At 61.0% G+C, this 19,226-nt stretch carries 18 protein-coding genes and 1 pseudogene; 7 read left to right on the forward strand and 12 right to left on the reverse strand.

The window, feature by feature from the left end; all coding sequences use genetic code 11:
- Positions 1–65: 65 nt before the first annotated feature.
- The 3 genes from PQT43_RS06125 (at position 66) to PQT43_RS06135 (ending at position 2,946) form a co-directional block, all read left to right on the forward strand.
- Positions 66–872, forward strand: a complete 807-nt coding sequence (locus PQT43_RS06125) for a TatD family hydrolase (RefSeq protein ID WP_253085230.1) — start codon at positions 66–68, stop codon at positions 870–872.
- Between the two features lie 85 nt (positions 873–957).
- A complete protein-coding gene (locus PQT43_RS06130; protein WP_102880451.1) occupies positions 958–2,439 on the forward strand; it encodes a methyl-accepting chemotaxis protein in 1,482 nt (493 codons plus the stop codon).
- 144 nt (positions 2,440–2,583) lie between these two features.
- A complete protein-coding gene (locus PQT43_RS06135; protein ID WP_102861005.1) occupies positions 2,584–2,946 on the forward strand; it encodes a terminase in 363 nt (120 codons plus the stop codon).
- A 4-nt stretch (positions 2,947–2,950) separates the two neighbouring features.
- Here PQT43_RS06135 and PQT43_RS06140 read toward each other — a convergent pair whose 3' ends face one another.
- The 3 genes from PQT43_RS06140 to PQT43_RS06150 all read right to left on the reverse strand — a co-directional run bounded on the left by PQT43_RS06140 (position 2,951) and on the right by PQT43_RS06150 (position 5,047).
- Entirely contained in the window at positions 2,951–3,748 is a 798-nt protein-coding gene (locus PQT43_RS06140; protein ID WP_110653122.1) for an acyl-CoA thioesterase, read from the reverse strand.
- Positions 3,749–3,857: 109 nt separating this feature from the next.
- A complete protein-coding gene (locus tag PQT43_RS06145) occupies positions 3,858–4,625 on the reverse strand; it encodes a CHAD domain-containing protein (protein ID WP_253085228.1) in 768 nt (255 codons plus the stop codon).
- 143 nt (positions 4,626–4,768) lie between these two features.
- Positions 4,769–5,047 carry a hypothetical protein gene (locus tag PQT43_RS06150; protein ID WP_102860875.1) on the reverse strand — a complete coding sequence of 93 codons (279 nt, stop codon included), beginning with the start codon at positions 5,045–5,047 and terminating at the stop codon, positions 4,769–4,771.
- A gap of 221 nt (positions 5,048–5,268) precedes the next feature.
- Between PQT43_RS06150 and PQT43_RS06155 the strand changes: the two genes are divergently transcribed.
- Positions 5,269–6,303, forward strand: a complete 1,035-nt coding sequence (locus PQT43_RS06155) for a patatin-like phospholipase family protein (RefSeq protein ID WP_102880454.1) — start codon at positions 5,269–5,271, stop codon at positions 6,301–6,303.
- Between the two features lie 29 nt (positions 6,304–6,332).
- Here the strand turns inward: PQT43_RS06155 and PQT43_RS06160 are convergent, their stop codons facing one another.
- From PQT43_RS06160 to kdpF, 6 genes are all read right to left on the reverse strand, one after another.
- Positions 6,333–7,028 carry a response regulator gene (locus PQT43_RS06160; protein WP_102860873.1) on the reverse strand — a complete coding sequence of 232 codons (696 nt, stop codon included), beginning with the start codon at positions 7,026–7,028 and terminating at the stop codon, positions 6,333–6,335.
- A 103-nt stretch (positions 7,029–7,131) separates the two neighbouring features.
- Positions 7,132–9,783, reverse strand: coding sequence for a sensor histidine kinase (locus PQT43_RS06165; protein WP_102880455.1), 2,652 nt, complete (start codon positions 9,781–9,783; stop codon positions 7,132–7,134).
- Between the two features lie 74 nt (positions 9,784–9,857).
- Positions 9,858–10,403, reverse strand: a complete 546-nt coding sequence (gene kdpC / locus PQT43_RS06170; RefSeq protein ID WP_102880456.1) for a potassium-transporting ATPase subunit KdpC — start codon at positions 10,401–10,403, stop codon at positions 9,858–9,860.
- A gap of 36 nt (positions 10,404–10,439) precedes the next feature.
- Positions 10,440–12,524 (reverse strand): potassium-transporting ATPase subunit KdpB, encoded by a 2,085-nt coding sequence (kdpB, locus tag PQT43_RS06175; RefSeq protein ID WP_272753610.1) that lies wholly within the window; start codon positions 12,522–12,524, stop codon positions 10,440–10,442.
- Positions 12,525–12,534: 10 nt separating this feature from the next.
- Positions 12,535–14,229 (reverse strand): potassium-transporting ATPase subunit KdpA, encoded by a 1,695-nt coding sequence (gene kdpA, locus PQT43_RS06180; RefSeq protein ID WP_102880458.1) that lies wholly within the window; start codon positions 14,227–14,229, stop codon positions 12,535–12,537.
- Between the two features lie 11 nt (positions 14,230–14,240).
- On the reverse strand, positions 14,241–14,330 hold the full coding sequence (gene kdpF, locus PQT43_RS06185; protein ID WP_016964080.1) for a K(+)-transporting ATPase subunit F: 90 nt from the start codon (positions 14,328–14,330) through the stop codon (positions 14,241–14,243).
- Positions 14,331–14,673: 343 nt separating this feature from the next.
- Between kdpF and eat the strand changes: the two genes are divergently transcribed.
- Both eat and PQT43_RS06195 read left to right on the forward strand, forming a co-directional pair.
- Positions 14,674–16,038 (forward strand): ethanolamine permease, encoded by a 1,365-nt coding sequence (gene eat, locus PQT43_RS06190; RefSeq protein WP_102880459.1) that lies wholly within the window; start codon positions 14,674–14,676, stop codon positions 16,036–16,038.
- A gap of 132 nt (positions 16,039–16,170) precedes the next feature.
- Positions 16,171–16,338 carry a DUF2897 family protein gene (locus tag PQT43_RS06195; RefSeq protein WP_110594593.1) on the forward strand — a complete coding sequence of 56 codons (168 nt, stop codon included), beginning with the start codon at positions 16,171–16,173 and terminating at the stop codon, positions 16,336–16,338.
- A gap of 45 nt (positions 16,339–16,383) precedes the next feature.
- On the opposite strand, the gene PQT43_RS06200 is transcribed toward PQT43_RS06195, so the two are convergent.
- Both PQT43_RS06200 and PQT43_RS06205 read right to left on the reverse strand, forming a co-directional pair.
- A complete protein-coding gene (locus PQT43_RS06200) occupies positions 16,384–17,235 on the reverse strand; it encodes an urea carboxylase-associated family protein (RefSeq protein ID WP_102880460.1) in 852 nt (283 codons plus the stop codon).
- A 15-nt stretch (positions 17,236–17,250) separates the two neighbouring features.
- Entirely contained in the window at positions 17,251–17,904 is a 654-nt protein-coding gene (locus tag PQT43_RS06205) for a GntR family transcriptional regulator (protein WP_265073560.1), read from the reverse strand.
- Between the two features lie 192 nt (positions 17,905–18,096).
- On the opposite strand from PQT43_RS06205, the gene PQT43_RS06210 reads away from it, so the two are divergent.
- Positions 18,097–18,657, forward strand: a complete 561-nt coding sequence (locus PQT43_RS06210) for a TetR/AcrR family transcriptional regulator (protein ID WP_102880462.1) — start codon at positions 18,097–18,099, stop codon at positions 18,655–18,657.
- Positions 18,658–18,680: 23 nt separating this feature from the next.
- Here PQT43_RS06210 and PQT43_RS06215 read toward each other — a convergent pair.
- Positions 18,681–19,121 (reverse strand): annotated as a pseudogene (locus PQT43_RS06215) (SDR family NAD(P)-dependent oxidoreductase); the annotation flags it as partial.
- Between the last annotated feature and the right edge of the window lie 105 nt (positions 19,122–19,226).

A 19,226-nucleotide genomic window follows, 5' to 3' on the forward strand; every position in this document is an offset into this window, starting at 1 on the left:
TTCTTGGTTTTTCTTATAAATCTACAGCTCTGATATGCTTTCCGGCCGCAGGCGGAGATAGCACCATGCAACTCATCGATATCGGCGTCAACCTGACCAATCCCTGTTTTGCCGAAAAACACCAAGCCGTTCTCGATCGTGCTTATGAGGCCGGGATCTGCCAATTGGTCCTGACCGGAACCAGCGTCGAAGGTAGCGAACAGGCCCTGGAACTGTGCCAGCAACTGGACAGCAACGGGCAGCGACTGTTCGCCACCGCGGGCCTGCACCCTCACGCTGCCAGTGACTGGAATGCCGACAGCTCGCGGCGTCTGCGTGCACTGCTCAGCGAGCCACGGGTACGTGCAGTGGGCGAATGCGGACTGGACTTCAATCGCGACTTCTCCCCCCGCCCACAACAGGAAAAAGTCCTGGAAGAACACTTGGCCCTGGCGGCCGAGCTGCAACTGCCGGTGTTCCTCCACGAGCGCGACGCCAATCAGCGTCTGCTGGATATCCTGCGGGACTTTCGTGACCGTTTGCCAGCAGCCGTCGTGCATTGCTTCACCGGTGAACAACAGGCGCTGTTCAGTTACCTTGATCTTGACCTGCACATCGGCATTACCGGCTGGATCTGCGACGAACGCCGGGGCACCCACCTGCACCCACTGGTACGCAACATTCCCCGCGGGCGTCTGATGCTGGAAAGCGATGCTCCCTATCTGCTGCCGCGCAGTCTGCGACCAAAACCGAAGAACGGCCGTAACGAACCGGCCTATCTGACCGAGGTCTTGAGGGAAGTGGCACTGCACCGGGAAGAGACCCCGAAAGACCTGGCCAACCACAGCACCGCCTGCTCCAGAGCTTTCTTCCGCTTGCCAGAGATTGCTTGACTCATATCAAGATTTTTCCGAGATCATGACGGCACAATAATGGCACCTTGCCAATACTGTTCCGCTCAATCAGAGAAAACCTTCTATGGGTGCCTGGCTTAGCAATATCTCGTTGAAATACAAATTCTGGGCGGTCAATGCGGTCGCCTTTGTCACCACCTTGCTATTGGTGCTGTACGCCGTGCAACTGGAGCAGCAGGCACGTAGCCAGACCGCCCAGGCCGCCGCCCATAGCCAGGCCCTGCTGCTCAATGCCTGGCCTGCAGGACAGCCCCTGCCCACCGATGAACACCTACTGACTTTCTCCCAGGGACAGACGCCCAGTTTCAACGACCAGGCGTTGCCCGAGCTGAACGGCGCCAACGGCTGGATCGAGATCAACCACATGCCGCTGTTCGGTACCAACCCGTTGCTGGGCGCCGAAGTCGTCCATCGCGCCGACGGCCAGCAGGTCGCAGTCCTGGCCCACGCTCCAAGCCTGGCCCAGGTCTTCAGTGACCGCTTCACCAACTATGCGGCGGCCGTATTCATCCTGATGTTCGCCATGCTCTGCGCCTCGCAGTTGCTGATTCGCTTTCTCCTCAGCCAACTCAATACCCTCAAGGACGTCATGCTGCATGTTGAGAAGACCGGCGATCTGTCTGCCCGCGTACCGCTCTCCTGTAAGGACGAGGTGGGCCAGATGGCCAGCGCGTTCAACGCCATGCAGGCCGGCTACCAACGGGTGGTGAATACCGTGGCCAATACCGCTCGCCAATTGGATCAGGGCGCCGCGCGCCTAGCTTCAAGCATGAATGATGTACGCCACGGCATGCTCGGCCAGCAGAGCGAAACCGATCAGGCCGCCACCGCCATCAACGAAATGTCCGCCACCGTCTACCACATTGCCCAGCATGCAGGTGCCACTCGTGACCTGTCGCAAACTGCCGACACCCTGGCCGGCACTGGCCATGAAGTGGTCGGCCGAGTGCAGAAATCCATCGCTGGGCTGTCCAGTGGCGTGCAACAAACTGCCGAGATGATTCAGAAACTCGCCGAGGACAGCCAGAAAATCAACGGCGTGGTCAACGTCATCCACAGCATCGCCGAGCAAACCAATCTGCTGGCGCTCAACGCCGCCATTGAGGCCGCACGGGCCGGCGAAATGGGTCGCGGCTTTGCCGTGGTGGCAGATGAAGTACGCAACCTGGCCAAACGCGTACAGGCCTCGACCGACGAAATCACCGGCATGGTGTCCGCCCTGCAAGCCGGTACCCGCGATGCGGTGGACTTCATGCAGGAAAGCTCGTTCAAAGCCGACGACTGCGTGCAACAGGCACAGGAAGCCGGGGCGGCACTGGCGGAAATCACCGGCGCAGTGGCACAGATGCGCGAAAGCAACACTCAGATCGCCGTCGCCGCGGAACAGCAGAGCCAGGTGGCCGAAGAAATGAATAGAGCGGTGGTCAGCATTCGCGATGTTACCGAAAACACCGTGCAGCAGACCGTTGCTTCCGCCACGACCAGCAGTGAACTGGCGACCCTGGCCGGCGAATTGAGCAAGGCCATCGGCCAGTTGAAGCTCTGATCCGCCAGCATGAGCCGCTGCCCCATAGCAACCACCTGCCCTCACCCCACTGGCTATCGAACCGATAGCCAGCCTTGATTCGCCGCCAAACCGACTGCGCCCTATTCTTGGTCCATGAGTTTTCAAGCACTAAGGATGATCATCATGGGCAAACGTCACCCCAACCTCCCCGCCTGGCAATGGCGCGTCTACCCGCACAGCCACCAACATCCGACCAACCTGGTTTTGCACCTGATCGCCGTCCCGCTGTTCATTGTCGGTTTTCTGCTGATTGCTTCGGGAGTGTTCTCCCTGAGTTTCCTGAGCCTGGCCATTGGCGTGCTCGGAGTGCTGGCTGCCCTCGGTTTGCAGCGTCACGGCCATAGCCTGGAGGCACAAGCCGGCGAACCATTCAGCGATCGCAAAGATGCAGTGCAACGCCTGCTAATGGAGCAGTTCGTGACCTTTCCACGCTTTGTCCTCAGCGGTGCCTGGTGGCGTGCCTGGCGGCAACGCCACCGTCACTGACGGATCAGGCGAAGATGGTTACCGTCTGCCGACTCAGGGCAATCAGTTGCCCCTCAGGACTCCACAACGCGGCGGCAGCGTGCCCGTAGCCATCGCGGGCATGCTCGATTTCCACCCGGTACTTGCACCAGTCCAGGGTGCTGATTGACAACAACGGCTGGACGAATTCGATGGTCCAGGTCAGGGTGCTGCCCGCCGCAGGCTTGTTCAAATGCGGCAACAGGGCCGGCGGCCAGGCATCCACCAGCGCCAGGATATGCGCCTCGGTCACAGGCTCCTCTTTGACATCCCCGCGCAGGCGCACCCAGCCCCCCATGTCCCGGGAACGGTTGCCAGTGAAGGGCATGCCGCCGATGCTCCAACGCATTGCCAAATGACGCATGAATTCCGGAGTCACGCCCTTGATGTAGGGCAGTTCCTGGCACTCCTCCCAATGCTTCATCTCAGGGGCCGGAAGGGCGCCGACACTGACCACAGACTCGCGGGAAGCGCCAAAGCTGCCCTGCACCAGGGTCACCACTTGGCCGTCCTGCATGACGCGTCCCAGCACCTGGCTGACAGCCTTGCCTTCGCGCAGCACATCCACTTCAAAGCTGACAGGCACATCCGGTGACACTGGGCCGACAAAGGTGACCGCCAAGGAACGTACCGGCCGGTCCAGCGGGACCTTGGCCCGCATCGCTTCGTACTGCAAGGCAACCACCAGGCCACCAAAACTGGCACGCCCCTGAGCCCACTCGGCCGGAATGGTCAACGCCTGGGGCTGGCCGCGTACGGCCTCAAGCAAATCGTAAAAACGCATGAAAACCTCAAGGGGCAAAAAATAGACTCAAGGATCTTAACCAGCGTCGCAGAGCCGCACAGCCACTATTCCGGCCAAAGCAGCGGACAGATAAGCCGCACAACGGTAGTCAGTTCCTGAAGCAATCGCCATGAAGCTTGTCCAGTACTTGGTCGGCATGTGCCTGGGACTTGTGCATGGTTTTACGCCAGGTGGCGACACAGGGCAGCAAGTCCATCTGCTGTTCGGCCTGGGCCAGCCATTGCCAGCAATCATGCCAATCCCCCAATGCCCCTTGGGCTGCCTTGAGGCGTTTCATGGCTTGGGGTGGCAAACGATCCAGTTCGGGGTATGCATCGGCGGCGTAGCGCACACGCTTGATCAACAGTCGCAGGCGATGCCGGTCGTGGGCTGGATCACGCAACGCCTCACCCAGGGCTTTCCACTGCTTGGACAAGCGTTTTTCAATCTTTCCTCGTAAACCACGCAGCAGCCCCTGACGCTCGGAGGCCCGGAGAAACCGCGGAAACGCATCCAGTACCAGAAACAACTGCGCCAACGGCGGCCCGGCGGCGATCGCCGAATACTCCCCTTGCAACTGAGCGGTACGACGCTCGGCGGCAGCGTGCAGGCCATGCTGATACAGATAAGCGGCCAACACTTCGCGGTCACGAATCGGCGTCGTCAGCTGTCCGACCTCACTGGCTGCAGCCTCCAACTGCTCGACACCAGGCAAACCGCGCAATGGACGCAACAAGCTGCGCAAGCGGCGCACAGTGATACGCAAGTCATGCAGTGCCTCGGCATCAGTGGCGGCAGCCAGTCGCGCCTGACAAGCCAGCAAGCTCACTTCCAGGCTCAGGATCTGAACCACCAATCGATCAACCAAGGCAGACATCAGGCTTTCCCCAATACGGCTCACAAGCCCTACATGGGCTTATCCGACTCAAGAATGACACCCCAGGCCCAAGAACGGCGTTGCGCCATATCATTGGGGTCCAGGGTGGAGATTCACCGCTTCAGCGTAGCGGCTGGCGCGGCTCAGCGCCCGGCGCGGGACTCACGAATATAGAAGCGCGCCTTCTCGGCTTTCTTGGTGCACCCTTCAAAGGCTTCGAATTGCTGCTGAGTCTTGGCCCCGGTCAGCAACGACAAGGCCTTGGAATAACTCACAGTGCCGGCGAAACCTTCAGCCTTGGCCAGGTCCAGCTCGCGCCAGGCGGCGTCCAGCTGAGTGCCACAGCTGTCGCGGTAGGCGGTCTTGCCTGCGCAACCGGTCAGTACCAATGCCATCAGGGGCAAGCAGATCCAGGCTTTCATCAATGACACCTCAAGAAAAGAAAACAGTCGTACAGGTTAAGACGATGGCAGCGTAAAAAAGTGCCTGACGCAACCCTTGGAAAATATAGCCGCAGGAGCATAGCCGCGCGGCCCGAGCCCCCCAAGGAAAAAACACCGGACAGGTCCGGCCTTACATCAGCAATTGAACCCCAGGCCGCTATGGGTGCATTGTTGCAACCTGTTTGGCGAAGGGACGAATCATGAACAAACGTGTCGCATTGGTCCTCGGCTCGGGAGGCGCTCGCGGGTACGCCCATATCGGGGTCATCGAGGAGATCGAAAGACGCGGGTATGACATCGCCTGCATCGCCGGTTGCTCCATGGGCGCCGTGGTGGGCGGCATCTATGCCGCAGGCAAGCTCGCCGAGTATCGGGAGTGGATCGAAAGCCTGGATTACCTTGATGTACTGCGCCTGGTGGACGTGAGTTTCCGCCTGGGGGCGATTCGCGGCGAGAAAGTCTTCGGCCAGATCCGCAAGATCGTCGGTGAAGTGAATATCGAAGAGCTGCGCATTCCCTACACCGCGGTAGCCACTGACCTGACCAATCAACAGGAAATCTGGTTCCAGGAAGGCTGCCTGCATCAAGCCATGCGCGCTTCCGCAGCCATCCCCAGCCTGTTCACCCCGGTGATGCAGGGTAACCGCATGCTGGTGGACGGCGGTCTGCTCAACCCACTGCCGATCGTGCCAGTGGTCTCCAGCCATTGCGACCTGATCATCGCGGTCAACCTCAACTCCACCAACCAGCGCCATTATCAGTTACCGGTGATCCAGCGCCCCCCGGCGTTCAAAAGCCGCTTTGACAGCCTGATCAACTCTCTGGGCTCGCACCTGCCGTTCCGGCGTAAACAGGCCGAACAACTATTGCTGCTGGAACAAGAGGCCTTCAAGAGCCAAGCCGCCGAGATCAATCCCTGGGTCGAAGGTGCCGAACCGGAATCCCAGCAACCGGCTGCTGCGCCAGAAACCGACGGCGCGCCCAAGTCCGCCAGCGGTTCGTTCATCATCGACAACGTCGGTCCGGCCTCGCTACTGGACCTGGTGAACCAGAGCTTCGAGGTCATGCAGACGTCCCTGGCCCAATACAAGATCGCCGGCTATCCACCGGACATATTGATCAACGTGCCCAAGCGCGTGTGCCGGTTCTTCGAGTTCTACAAGGCCCCGGAACTGATCGCCCTGGGTCGTGAAATCGCCAGCGATACCCTGGACCGCTACGAACAGGAACAATAGCAAGCCCCGACATTCCAGCCCTCTAAGGCTCAGGGCTCGCTCCCCAAGAGACGGTAGCCAACCCCCGCCTCGGTGACGATGAACCGTGGTTGGGTCGGATCATCCGCCAGTTTCTGGCGTAAATGCCCGACCACGATCCGCAGGTAATGACTGTCCTCGGTGTGGGTCGGCCCCCAGATGTCCTTGAGCAGCTGCTGCTGGGTGATCACCCGACCGGGGTGTCGTGCCAGTTGCGCCAGCACAGCGTACTCCTTGCGCGTCAGGGCCACTTCCTGGCCATCGAGCAGTACCCGACGGTAGGCCAGGTCCACCGTCAGCGGCCCAACTTGCAACGCCGCTTCCTGCACCTCCCCCACCGGCGCCTGGCGCAACAGGGCGCGGATGCGTGCCAGGAACTCCTGGATGCCGAAAGGCTTGGTCACGTAATCGTTGGCGCCACCGTCCAGGGCTTCGACCTTCTGCACCTCGCTGGCACGCACCGAAAGCACCAGCACGGGCACCGTCGACCACTCACGAAACTCGCGCAGTACCTGCTGGCCATCCATGTCCGGCAGCCCCAGGTCGAGCACCAGCAGATCCGGCTTGTTCAGTGCCGCCTGGGCCAGGCCCTCGGTACCGGTACCGGCTTCAATCACTTTGTATCCTTGGGACGCCAAGCTGATGCGCAGGAACTTGCGGATCTGCGGTTCGTCGTCGATGACCAGGATGGTCGCGGTCTGGCTCATGGGTTCAATTCAAGACAAATAAGAGGCAAAAGAGTAGCGCAAGGCTGCTCGGGTAATCCCGGTAGCGCTTGCGTTGCGAGGTATGACTGCGTTCTACAGGTATTCACAGATCCTGCTCAAGCTCCGGCTGGGTTTGCAATGGCAAGTGCAAGGTGATGCAGGTGCCATGGCCGTCAATGCCATCGGCGACACTGATATGCCCGCCGTGGGCACCAACCATGCCCTGGCAAATCGCCAGGCCCAGCCCCGTTCCCTGCCCTCCCCGATCGCCACGGGCAGCGGTATAGAACATGTCGAAGATCTTCGCCCGCTCCTCTTCGGGAATCCCCGGGCCCTCATCGCTGACGGCAAAGCTCAATTCATGCTCATCGGCACTGACCTTGAGTTGCAGGCGACCCTGGTTTGGCGAAAAGCGTGCGGCGTTCTCCAGGACATTGACCAGTGCCTGCTCGATCAGGGCGGCATGCACATGGAGCAACGGCAGGTCCGCTGGCAATTCGGTGCTCACCTGCAGCGGCGCCAGCACCGCACGCAGGCGGTTCAGGGCGCTGCCGACTATGTCCCCCGGCGCGACCCAGTCGCGAGCCAGTTTCAACGCACCATGGCCGAGCCGGGTCATGTCCAAGAGGTTCTGGATGTAGCGATCCAGGCGCTCGGCCTCATCCCGCGTGCCTTCCAGGAGTTCACGCCGGTCTTCCAGGGGAATCGCCTCCCCCAGCGCCAACAGGCTGTCGATGCTGCCGCGCATCGAGGTCAGCGGTGTGCGCAGATCGTGGGACACCGAGGCCAGTAAGGCACTGCGTAACTGTTCGGTTTCACCGCGCAGTCGCGCCGCCTCCAAATCCTCCGCCAGACGCGCCCGAGCCAGCGCCTGGGCCAGGGGCTGGCTGAGGGCGGTGAGCAGGCGGCGACGCTGGCCACTGAACTCTTCGCCTTCCCTGGGACAGACACCCAACAAACCCAAGGGGCCGTCATCCACCGACAATGGCCACCACCACCAGCGCCCGAAGGGCAAGGTCCCGGTCCCCAGCCCCGCAGGCTGATCGTGCTGCCAGGCCCAATCGGCCGCCGCACGCTCAGCCTCGGAGAACTGCGGCGAGCCACCGGTTTCGACTTTCCAGCCCCCCTGCCCGTCGCGATTGAGCAGGCAGATACGCAACTCATCACGCCCATGCAGGTGCTGGGCTGCGGCACTGATCACCGCTTGCCGGTCAGTGGCAGCGGTGAGCTTGCGCGACAGGTCCAACAGTTCACCGGTTTCCTCCTGGGTCTCGCGCAGGGCCTGCAACTGCCGCCGCTGGCGCGCCGCCAGGTTGCCGGTGAGCGCAGCCATGAGCAGGAAAAACAGCAGAGTCAGCACATCCTCTTCACGCTGGATGGCAAAAGAGAAACTCGGCGGGATAAACAGAAAGTCATAGCTCAAGAACGACAGCGCCGCGCAGGCCAGGGCCGGCCCCAGGCTGCTGCGCACGGCCACCAGCAACACTGCGGCAAGAAACACCAGGGAAATGTTCGGCAACGGCAGCACACTGGCCACCCCCCAGGCCAGGGCACTGGCCAACACGGTCGCCAACAGCGCCAGGGCATAGTCGAACCACAACAGCGAATGCTTGGCTCGCAAACCCGGCTGATGGGGTTGTGGCTCGCTGTCCAGGACGTTGATTTCCAGGCCGTCGGCATTACGCAGGAGGCGCGCCGCCAGGCCACCACCAAACCAGCGCCGACGCCAGCGGCGGCTGGATTGCCCCACCAGCAACAGACTGGCGCGGCGTTCGCTGGCGTGCTGGATCAGGGTCTTGGCCACCTCGCCAGCCCGCAGCAGGACCACCTCCCCGCCCAGGCGCTCAGCCAATTGCTGCGCCGCCTGCAAGCGCAGGCGCGACTGCTCGTCCCGCAGCCGGCCGTTGTCCACATGCACCAGGCTCCAGGGCAAATGCCGACGCTGGGCCACACGACTGGCATGGCGTACCAGACGCTCGGCCTGGGCATCGCCATCAATGCCCACCAGCAAACGCCCACGCACCGCCGGAGCCGCCTGCCCCAACTGGCGATAGCCCAGGGCCAGGTCGTTATCCACCTGGGCCGCAGCAGTCTGCATCGCCAACTCCCGCAGCGCGGTGAGGTTGGTCTGGGTGAAAAAGGCATCGATGGCCGCCCGCGCCTGCTCCGGTACATAGACCTTGCCGTCCCGCAGGCGCTCCAGGAGCTCCCGCGGCGGCAGGTCCACCAGCAGCAATTCATAGGCCTCCTGCAGCACCCAGTCGGGCAGCGTCTCGCGGACCTGGACCCCAGTGATGCCGCGCACCTGATCGTTGAGGCTCTCCAGGTGCTGGACGTTGACCGTGGTGAACACGTCGATACCCGCCGCCAGCAGTTCCTGGATATCCTGCCAACGCTTGGCATGCCGGCTGCCCGGCGCATTGCTGTGGGCCAGTTCGTCCACCAGCACCAGCTTGGGCCGGGCCTTCAACAGGCCATCCAGATCCATCTCTTCGAGCACCACCCCACGGTATTCCGAGCGCACCAGGGGCTGCTGCGGCAAGCCGCTCAGCAGCGCTTCGGTCTCGGCACGACCGTGGGTTTCCACTACCCCGGCAAGCACCTTGACCCCTTGGCGCATTTGCGTGTGGGCGGCCTGAAGCATGGCGTAGGTCTTGCCGACGCCGGGAGCGGCGCCAAGAAAGACCTTGAGCCGGCCGCGGCCATCCCGGGGCAGATCAGCTAGCAGCGCGTCGGCGCGGCCGGAATCACTCATGGGTTATCTCTCTGCAACAAAACAATCAGTTCAATCCGCACTCTAGACGCTGTCACCCGCACGAACGGCAGCGGTTACAGATTCTCCAGGGCCTGGTTCAGGGCCAGTACATTGACCACCGGCGGCCCCACCAGCGGCCGCTCGATATGTGCCTGTACTAGCGCCTGTAGCTTAGCCGCCGGCAGATTGCGCGCCGCCGCGACCCGCGCTAGTTGATAGTCAATCGCCTCGGGTGGCAAGTGCGGATCAAGGCCGCTGCCGGAGGTGGTGAGCAAGGCCAGCGGCACCGGCCCTTGACCTGGCACCTGGAGCTTTTGGGCATCGTCGATCACCCGCGTGGCCAGGGCCGGGTTGCTCGGCGCCAAGTTGCTGGCACCACTGGACACCGTGGCAAAGGCTCCTGCCGATGGGCGTGGATGAAACCAGGCATCACCGACAAAATCCTGGGCAATCAGGGCCGAACCACGCACCTTGCCCTGGGCATCACGCACCAAGCTGCCATTGGCCTGATCCGGGAACGCCACCTGGGCCACACCGGTCACCACCAATGGATAGGCCACGCCAGTAATCAGACTCATCAACACAATCAGGCTCAAGGCCGGACGCAATACGCTAGTCATTTCTCAATCCTCGATTCAGTCAATGCCGCAGGCGAGTTACACCAGGCGCAAGGCGGTCAGCAGCATGTCGATCAGCTTGATCCCGACAAAGGGCACCACGATCCCACCCACACCGTAGATCAGCAGGTTGCGCCGCAGCAGGTGGGCGGCACTGGCGGCCTGGACCCTGACCCCGCGCAACGCCAGAGGGATCAGCACCACGATGATCAGGGCGTTGAATACGATTGCCGAGAGAATCGCGCTCTGCGGGCTGGTCAGGTGCATGATGTTGAGCACGCCCAGCTGTGGATAAATCGCTGCGAACAGCGCCGGCAGAATGGCGAAGTACTTGGCGACATCGTTGGCGATGGAAAAGGTGGTCAGGGCGCCCCGGGTCACCAGCAGCTCCTTGCCGATCTGCACCACGTCCAGCAGCTTGGTCGGATCACTGTCCAGGTCGACCATGTTGGCCGCCTCGCGGGCCGCCTGAGTGCCGTCGTTCATCGCCATGCCGACATCGGCTTGGGCCAGTGCCGGGGCGTCGTTGGCACCGTCGCCGCACATCGCCACCAGGCGTCCGTCGTTCTGCTCGTGACGGATGCGCGCCAGTTTCTTCTCCGGCGTGGCTTCGGCCAGTACGTCGTCGACCCCGGCTTCAGCGGCGATGGCGGCAGCGGTCAGCGGGTTGTCGCCGGTCACCATGACAGTGCGAATCCCCAGCTTGCGCAACTCGGCGAAACGCTCGCGGATACCCGGCTTGACCACATCCTTGAGGTGAATGGCCCCGAGCATCCGGCCTTCGCCGCACACCAGCAGTGGAGTACCACCGCTCTGGGCGATCTTGTCGATTTCCCGGGACAGAGCCGGCGCCAGGTCGCTGCGCTTGAGGCCGACAAAGTTCAGCACCGAATCCACCGCCCCCTTGCGATAGATCCGGCCCTGGTAATCGACGCCGGACAGGCGGGTTTCCGCACTGAATGGCACGGCGGTCAAGACTTCAGGAGCCGGTTCAGGTTGTGGATAAAGCTCCCGCAAGTACTCGACGATGGATTTGCCTTCGGCAGTGTCATCCGCCAGTGAAGCCAGCAATGCTGCTTCGGCCAGCTCACGAGCGTTCACGCCGGGAGCCGGATGAATGGCGCTGCAACGACGGTTGCCGAAGGTGATGGTGCCGGTCTTGTCCAGCAACAACACGTGCACATCCCCCGCGGCCTCCACCGCACGCCCGGATTTGGCGATCACATTGAGGCGTACCAGACGATCCATCCCGGCAATGCCGATGGCCGACAGCAGGCCGCCGATGGTGGTGGGAATCAGGGTGACCAATAACGCCACCAGGAACACCAGCGGCAGGCTGCCATTGGCAAAGTGGGCGAAGGGCTGCAGGGTCACCACCACCAGCAGGAAGATCAGGGTCAGGCCGATCAGCAGGATATCCAGGGCCACTTCGTTGGGCGTCTTCTGCCGCTTGGCACCTTCCACCAGGGCGATCATGCGATCCAGGGTCGACTCGCCGGGATTGCTGGTGATGCGCACCAGCAGCCAGTCGGAAACCAGCCGGGTGTTGCCGGTCACCGCTGAGCGATCGCCACCGGACTCGCGGATCACTGGCGCCGACTCACCGGTAATCGCCGCCTCGTTGACCGCGGCAATGCCCTCGATCACCTCGCCGTCCCCCGGGATCATTTCCCCGGCTTCAACCCGCACCACATCGCCTTTGCGCAGGTTGATCGCCGGCACCACCTGATAGGTGCCCTCGCTGGTGCGACGGCGAGCACTCAAGCCTTCGCTGCCGGCCTTGAGGCTGTCGGCCCGGGCCTTGCCACGGCCCTCTGCCAGGGCTTCGGCAAAGTTGGCGAAAAGCACGGTGAACCACAGCCAGAGGGCTATCTGTGCCGCGACGAACGTCGATACCGAGGTATCCGGCACGAAACACAGCACAGTGGTCAGGATTGCCGTCAACTCCACCACCAACATCACCGGCGAACGTTGCAACTGGCGAGGGTCGAGCTTGACGAAGGCCTGAATCAGCGCCGGGCGCCACAGAGCAGAGATCGCGGTGCTCGAAGATTCGGCCTGGGTACGCTTGGCCTTGGCGGCCGAGTCAACAGCCTTGTTCGAGGCAGGAACATGCATATTCATCATCAGGTCCTCAGAAGCCCATGCTCAAGTGTTCAGCGATTGGGCCCAACGCCAGGGTCGGCAGGAAAGTCAGGCCGCCCACCAGCAAAATGGTCACGGTCAACAAGGCCACGAACAACGGGCCGTGAGTGGGAAAGCTGTTCTGGCCGATGGGGGCGGGCTTCTTCAGCCCCAGGCTGCCAGCCAGGGCCAGCACCGGCAGGATGTAGCCGAAACGTCCAATCAGCATGCCCAGGCCCAGCATCAGGTTATGGAAGGGGGTGTTGGCACTGAAGCCACCAAAGGCCGAGCCGTTGTTGGCGCTGGCTGAGGTGTAGGCATACAGCAACTGGCTGAAACCGTGAGGCCCTGGATTGCTGATGGCTCCGGCCGGGCCAGGCAGGCTGGCGGCCAGGGCACCGAGGACGAGGACGCCAATGGGCATGACCATCAGGGTCACTACCAGCAATTGCACTTCCTTGGCCTGAAGCTTCTTGCCCAGGTATTCCGGGGTGCGACCGATCATCAACCCGGCAAGAAATACCGCGATCAGTACGTTCAACAGCATGCCGTAGAGACCCGCGCCGACACCGCCGAAGATCACTTCCCCCACCATCATGTTGATCAGCGCCACCATGCCGCTCAGAGGATTCAGGCTGTCATGCATGCCGTTCACCGAGCCATTGGACGCGGCCGTGGTGGTCACCGACCAGAGCACCGTGGCAGTGGTGCCGAAGCGCGCTTCCTTGCCTTCCAGAGGTGCCGCCTGCTCCACCGCAGCATTCTGCAACGCCGGATTGGGCTGGTACTCCGCCCACAACGAGGTGGCGCCGCCAATCAGGAACAGGGCAAACATGCAGGCAATGATCGCGCGGCTCTGGCGCAGATCCTTGACGTAGTGGCCGAAAGTGAATACCAGGGCCACGGGAATCAGGATGATCGACACCAACTCGAACAGGTTGCTCCAGGCACTGGGATTCTCGAACGGGTGAGCCGAGTTGACACCGAAGAAGCCACCACCATTGGTGCCCAACTGTTTGATGGCGATCTGGCTCGCCGCCGGGCCCAGGGGAATCACCTGGTCGTTACCTTGCAAGGTAAGGGCATCCACGTAGTGGGCAAAGGTCTGGGGCACGCCCTGCCAGACCAGGAACAACGCCAGCAACAGACTCAGCGGCAGCAAGCCATAGAGAGTCGCGCGGGTCATGTCGACCCAGAAGTTGCCCAGGGTGCGCACCGAACGCCGGCCAATGCCGCGGCACAAGGCAACCAGCACCGTCAGCCCGGTAGCAGCGCTGACGAAGTTCTGCACGGTCAGGCCGACCATCTGGCTGAGGTAGCTCAGGGAGGCCTCACCACTGTAGGACTGCCAGTTGGTATTGGTCATGAAACTGACGGCGGTGTTGAACGCCTGGGTCCATTCCTGTCCCGGAAGATTCTGCGGGTTGAGTGGCAGATACCCCTGGAACAGCAGGATGGCAAACAGCAGGACAAAACCCGCCAGGTTGAAGGCCAGCAAGGCCAGGGTGTATTTCTGCCAACTCTGCTCGTCTTGTGGATCGACCCCGGAAATCCGGTAGCACGCACGCTCCACCGGCCCCAGCACCGGGGTCAGCCAGGTGCGCTGGCCTTCCATGACCTTGTAGTAGAAACGTCCCAGCCAGGGCGCGGGCAGCAGCACCAGGGCAAAGAAGGCGAGGAGCAGCCAATAGTCATAACTGTGCATAACCGCAGCTCCTAGTTCCGATCCGCGCGCAGCAGCGCAACCAGTAGATAAACGAACAGGCCCACTGCCAGTAGCAATGACACCGCGTCCAGAATGTTCATGGAATGTCTCCGAGGTACGGCGATTGCCGCGAATGCAGCCATTGTCCGCAGGGTGCCTGTAAAGGAACGAGATCGACGGGGTGGGAGGCCCATAAAGAAAGCGTAAAGACTGGCTTTATGCGGCGTTTATCTGGGCAGTTGGAAGACGACAGCGGCAGCCCCCATGCTCCTCTGCCCCAATCGAAGGCACCGGGATGCACCAGACTGATATCGATCGACGATAAAAACCTGGAAAACATCCTCGATACGACCGCTTTCCTGGCTTTACGACGGTCGCCACGAGACTGGCATGGGCGCTGCACAGGCCAGTCCCGAGCACTTCCAACCGTTCAGGGAGCAACTGATGAACACACAACTCAAGCCCACTCTGGGCACGCTGCATTTATGGGGTATCGCGGTCGGTCTGGTGATTTCCGGGGAATACTTCGGCTGGAGCTATGGCTGGGGCGTGGCCGGAACCCTTGGTTTCCTCGTGACCTCTTTACTGGTCGCCACCATGTATACCTGCTTTATATTCAGTTTCACCGAGCTGACCACGGCCATTCCCCATGCAGGAGGCCCCTTTGCCTACAGCCGGCGCGCCTTTGGTGAGAAAGGCGGCTTGATTGCCGGGTTGGCCACTTTGATCGAATTCGTCTTTGCGCCACCGGCGATTGCCCTGGCCATTGGCGCCTACCTGAATGTGCAGTTTCCGGCGTTGGACCCCAAGCATGCCGCCGTGGGGGCCTACCTCGTCTTCATGGGCCTGAACATCCTCGGGGTAAAACTGGCGGCTACCTTCGAACTGGTGGTGTGCGTACTGGCGGTGGCAGAGCTACTGGTATTCATGGGCGTGGTAGCACCGGCCTTCAGCTTCAGCAATTTCGCCCTCAATGGCTGGGCCGGAGCCGACACCTTCGGTGCCCCGGCAATTGCCGGAATGTTCGCCGCCATCCCCTTCGCCATCTGGTTCTTCCTAGCCATCGAGGGTGCGGCCATGGCCGCCGAAGAAGCCAAGGACCCCAAACGCACCATTCCCAAGGCCTACATCAGCGGCATTCTGACCCTGGTACTGCTGGCCATGGGGGTGATGTTCTTCGCTGGCGGAGTGGGTGACTGGCGCACCCTGGCCAATATCAACGACCCGTTGCCCCAGGCGATGAAAGCCGTGGTGGGCGACAGTTCCGGCTGGCTGCACATGCTGGTGTGGATCGGCCTGTTTGGCCTCGTGGCCAGCTTCCACGGGATCATCCTCGGCTATTCGCGGCAGTTCTTTGCCCTCGCCCGTGCCGGCTATCTGCCAGCATCCCTGGCCAGGCTGTCACGTTTCCAGACGCCACACCGGGCGATCATCGCCGGCGGCCTGATCGGTATCGCCGCGATCTACAGCGATGGCCTGATCAACCTGGGCGGCATGACCCTGACCGCCGCAATGATCACCATGGCGGTATTCGGCGCCATCGTGATGTACATCATGAGCATGCTCAGCCTGTTCAAACTGCGCCGGACCGAACCGGACCTGCCACGCAGCTTCCGCGCCCCGGGCTACCCGCTGGTACCCGCCATCGCACTGGTACTGGCGCTGGTGTGCCTGGTGGCCATGGCCTGGTTCAACGCGCTGATTGGCCTGATCTTCCTCGGCTTCATGGTGCTGGGTTTCATTTACTTTCAGCTCACCGCACAACTGCGGGCCGATGCCCCGGCGGATGCCATGCTCACCGGTTTGTAAGCATCGGGCACTACTGGCCAGAACAATCAGGCATACAATGGAACCAGTGCGAAACGCTTTAACTCAAAGCATTACAGGCAGTCCAGAGGGCGAACCTTCGTCCTCGGGAAACTGCCGTTCAAGGAGAGCCCTATGCCCTGGTATGCCTGGTTGATTCTGGTGGTTGCTATCGGTTCGATCGTCGGCGGCTTAATGATGCTGCGCGACACCGCCCACAAGGTGGAACTGACTGATGAGCAACGTAAACGCATAGCCGAACGCAACGCGGAAATGGATGCCAAAGAAGCGCAGGATCGTTAATCCCGTCAGCCCCTTCGTCCTGCATTGAAGGGACTGCTCAAGGCCCTACTTTTCCCATTCGGCCTTGGCGATGTGCAAACCGTGCAGACCTTTGTAGGCCGCCCGCTCCGGCTGGCTCCAGCCTTCAAGCAGTGACTCTTCGAGACGATAGATCTCCACTCCCAGTGGCCGGCAAACACTCAAGGGGTCCTGAGCCTCGGGGCCCCACATCGGCAAGGACAGATCGCCCCCCGGGCAGGTCGACAGTGCACACAGCAGGTCGATTTCGGCAAAAAACTCCAGATAGTCGCCCTTTTGCGCCGGACAGGCCTTCATGAAATACATGTCGTCATGATTAAGGCCAGTGCACTGAAAGATATTCAATACGTCATGCACGTCGAATTCGGTGAGGCCATGGGGCAGAACCGCCCGTGTCAGATTGGAGTGACAGTGATGATGAAAATCCTCGCCTGTGAGCATTCGGTTCACATAGGGATCGCACCGGGTACCCAATAAATCGTGCAGGCGCCCGCCATGCTCGTCGATACCATAATTCGCCAGGCTGTCATCGGTGATCGTGACCAGCGGCCGCAAAAAAGGCAGGTTCGACCAGAGCCGGTCATGGGTGCTGACATGGGCTCCCTGCAACTGCCGGGTACGTGCGGCCCATAGGCGTTCTCGCGGGTCATTGGCATTCCAGACGTTGAAGTCCCCCACTTGCGGGCCTACCGGCGTGGTCACTCGAAACACATGACCGGCAGGCACCTTCCAGGCCCGGCCCGTACGAATCGGCACCTCGAACTGCTCGATCAGCGTACGTTGTGCCCGGTTATCACGGATACGTTCATAAAAGGTTGTATCCACCTGCAGCGCCGAGCCTTTACTGACCTGATAAGCCGCTGGATAGTCTTTGTACATGGGTATCGCCCTCACTCAGTGACGCAAGGATTGGCTGAACATGTTCAGCAGCAGGCGCTCGGAGTCGTCCAGGTATGCCTCCATTGCCTCGCCGGCGCGGGCTTTGTCACCCTCCACCAGCCATTGGTGAATCTGCCGGTCACGAACCAGCCAGGGCGCCTGGAACAACGCTTCATCCGGCGCGGCGCAAAACACCAGACGCAATTGCGCCACTACATTGGTGAAAAATTCATCGAACAAGGGGGAATCCAGTAGCCTTACCACCTGCTGATGAAAGCGCAAACCATGGGTCCCGACAGCACGCCAGTCCTCGCGATCTCGGGCCAATTGGGCCGCCTCGATGGCGTCGAGCATACGATCAGCCTGGCACTCGCTCAGCGGCCTTGCACTGGCGATCGCCTGCAACTCCAGAGTCCGACGTACTCGGAACAGATCCTTTACCTCATCGCTGCTCAGGCGTCTGACCACCACGCCTTTATAACGGACATAGTGGGTCAACCCCTCCTGGCCCAAGCCGTGCAACGCTTCACGTATGGTGTTGCGCGAAGCGTTGTAGGTGTTGACCAGATCGCTCTCTACCAACGGCATGCCAGGCAAAAGGCGACCACCGATAATGTCGGCACGCAGTTCCACCCTAATCTGGTCCGCAAGGGATAAACCGTTGCTCATGGCAACACCTCGAGATTGTTCAACAATTCATGATCAAACTTTAATCACTTATCGTGCCAATTCCTGAGCGCCCAGCAAACACTCGCCCTACCTGTCGGAACGCTGTAAATACGCAAAACACCCACTGATAAGTAGGGGCGTGATCTGATGATCCTTGGTTAAAATAACGCTCTAGTTGTGGAGGTTTCTCAAATGCGTTATTCAGCAGACCATAAAGCCCAGACACATCAACGCATTATCAAAGAAGCTTCGGAACGTTTTCGTCGTGATGGAATAGGGGGAACGGGATTACAACCACTGATGAAGGCACTGGGCCTGACCCATGGCGGTTTCTACTCCCACTTCAAGTCCAAGGATGAGCTGGTAGAAGAAGCCCTTTGCGCAGCTGCGCAAGACCTGGATGCCCACTGCGCAACCCTGTTCACACAAGAACAGCCCTTGCAGGCATTTATCGACAACTACCTTTCCGAGTGGCATCGCAGCTCACCCCATCAAGGTTGCCCACTACCAACAATGAGTTCGGAACTCGGCCAGCGCGGCCAACCCAGCCCCACCACCGATGCAGTGCTCAATGCCAGACTTGCCCAAGTGGAAGCGACTCTGGAAGGTGAAAATAAGGCGCAACGCAGCCTGATGATCATGTCGACCCTGGTGGGAGCGTTGATGCTCTCGCGCAGCGTGGAAAGTCCTGAACTGGCGGTACAGATACTGGAAGTCGTCAGTGAGGGCCTGAAGAAACAGGAGCAGGAATAATACAACCCGCTCCATGGGCCGCCTTACTTGGAACGCGCGGCGGCACTGTTCCTGGAAAGATTGGCCCCCAAGGCCAGGCGTGCGGCGACCAGTGCCTGCAAGTCCGCCGGAGCGGGAAACGAAGGCAGCGTGATCAACTCTCTCTGGTCGAAACCACTCAATGCCGCGTCCACCATCTCAGTCGCCTCCATCACCATTTCTAGGGAGATGGCCTTAGCCTCCAAGCCTGAACGCCCCCAGATCTCGGTACAAGTAACGTCAGGCAAGCTCCCCTGAGCCTGAACGTCATTGCCTTTCAACTCAGCCTGCAGTGACTGAGTCAGGCTTAGCACGTAAGCCTTGGCGGCACTGTAAGTCGCATTGAAACGCTCCGGGATTAACGCAACCACCGAGACAATATTGATGATGGCCCTGCGCCCGGCCGCGAAAAAACTCGTCGCGGCTGCTCCTGACAATCTTGAAAGTAATGGACGCCTCCGATTGGAACATCCGGAGAGCGAAAAATATTACATACACAATACTCTTGCAGCACCATGAAAAAAATGCCCGTTGATAGAGATTCATGGCTA

The sequence above is a fragment of the Pseudomonas sp. BLCC-B112 genome (assembly GCF_028550695.1).
Classification (GTDB): domain Bacteria; phylum Pseudomonadota; class Gammaproteobacteria; order Pseudomonadales; family Pseudomonadaceae; genus Aquipseudomonas; species Aquipseudomonas danubii.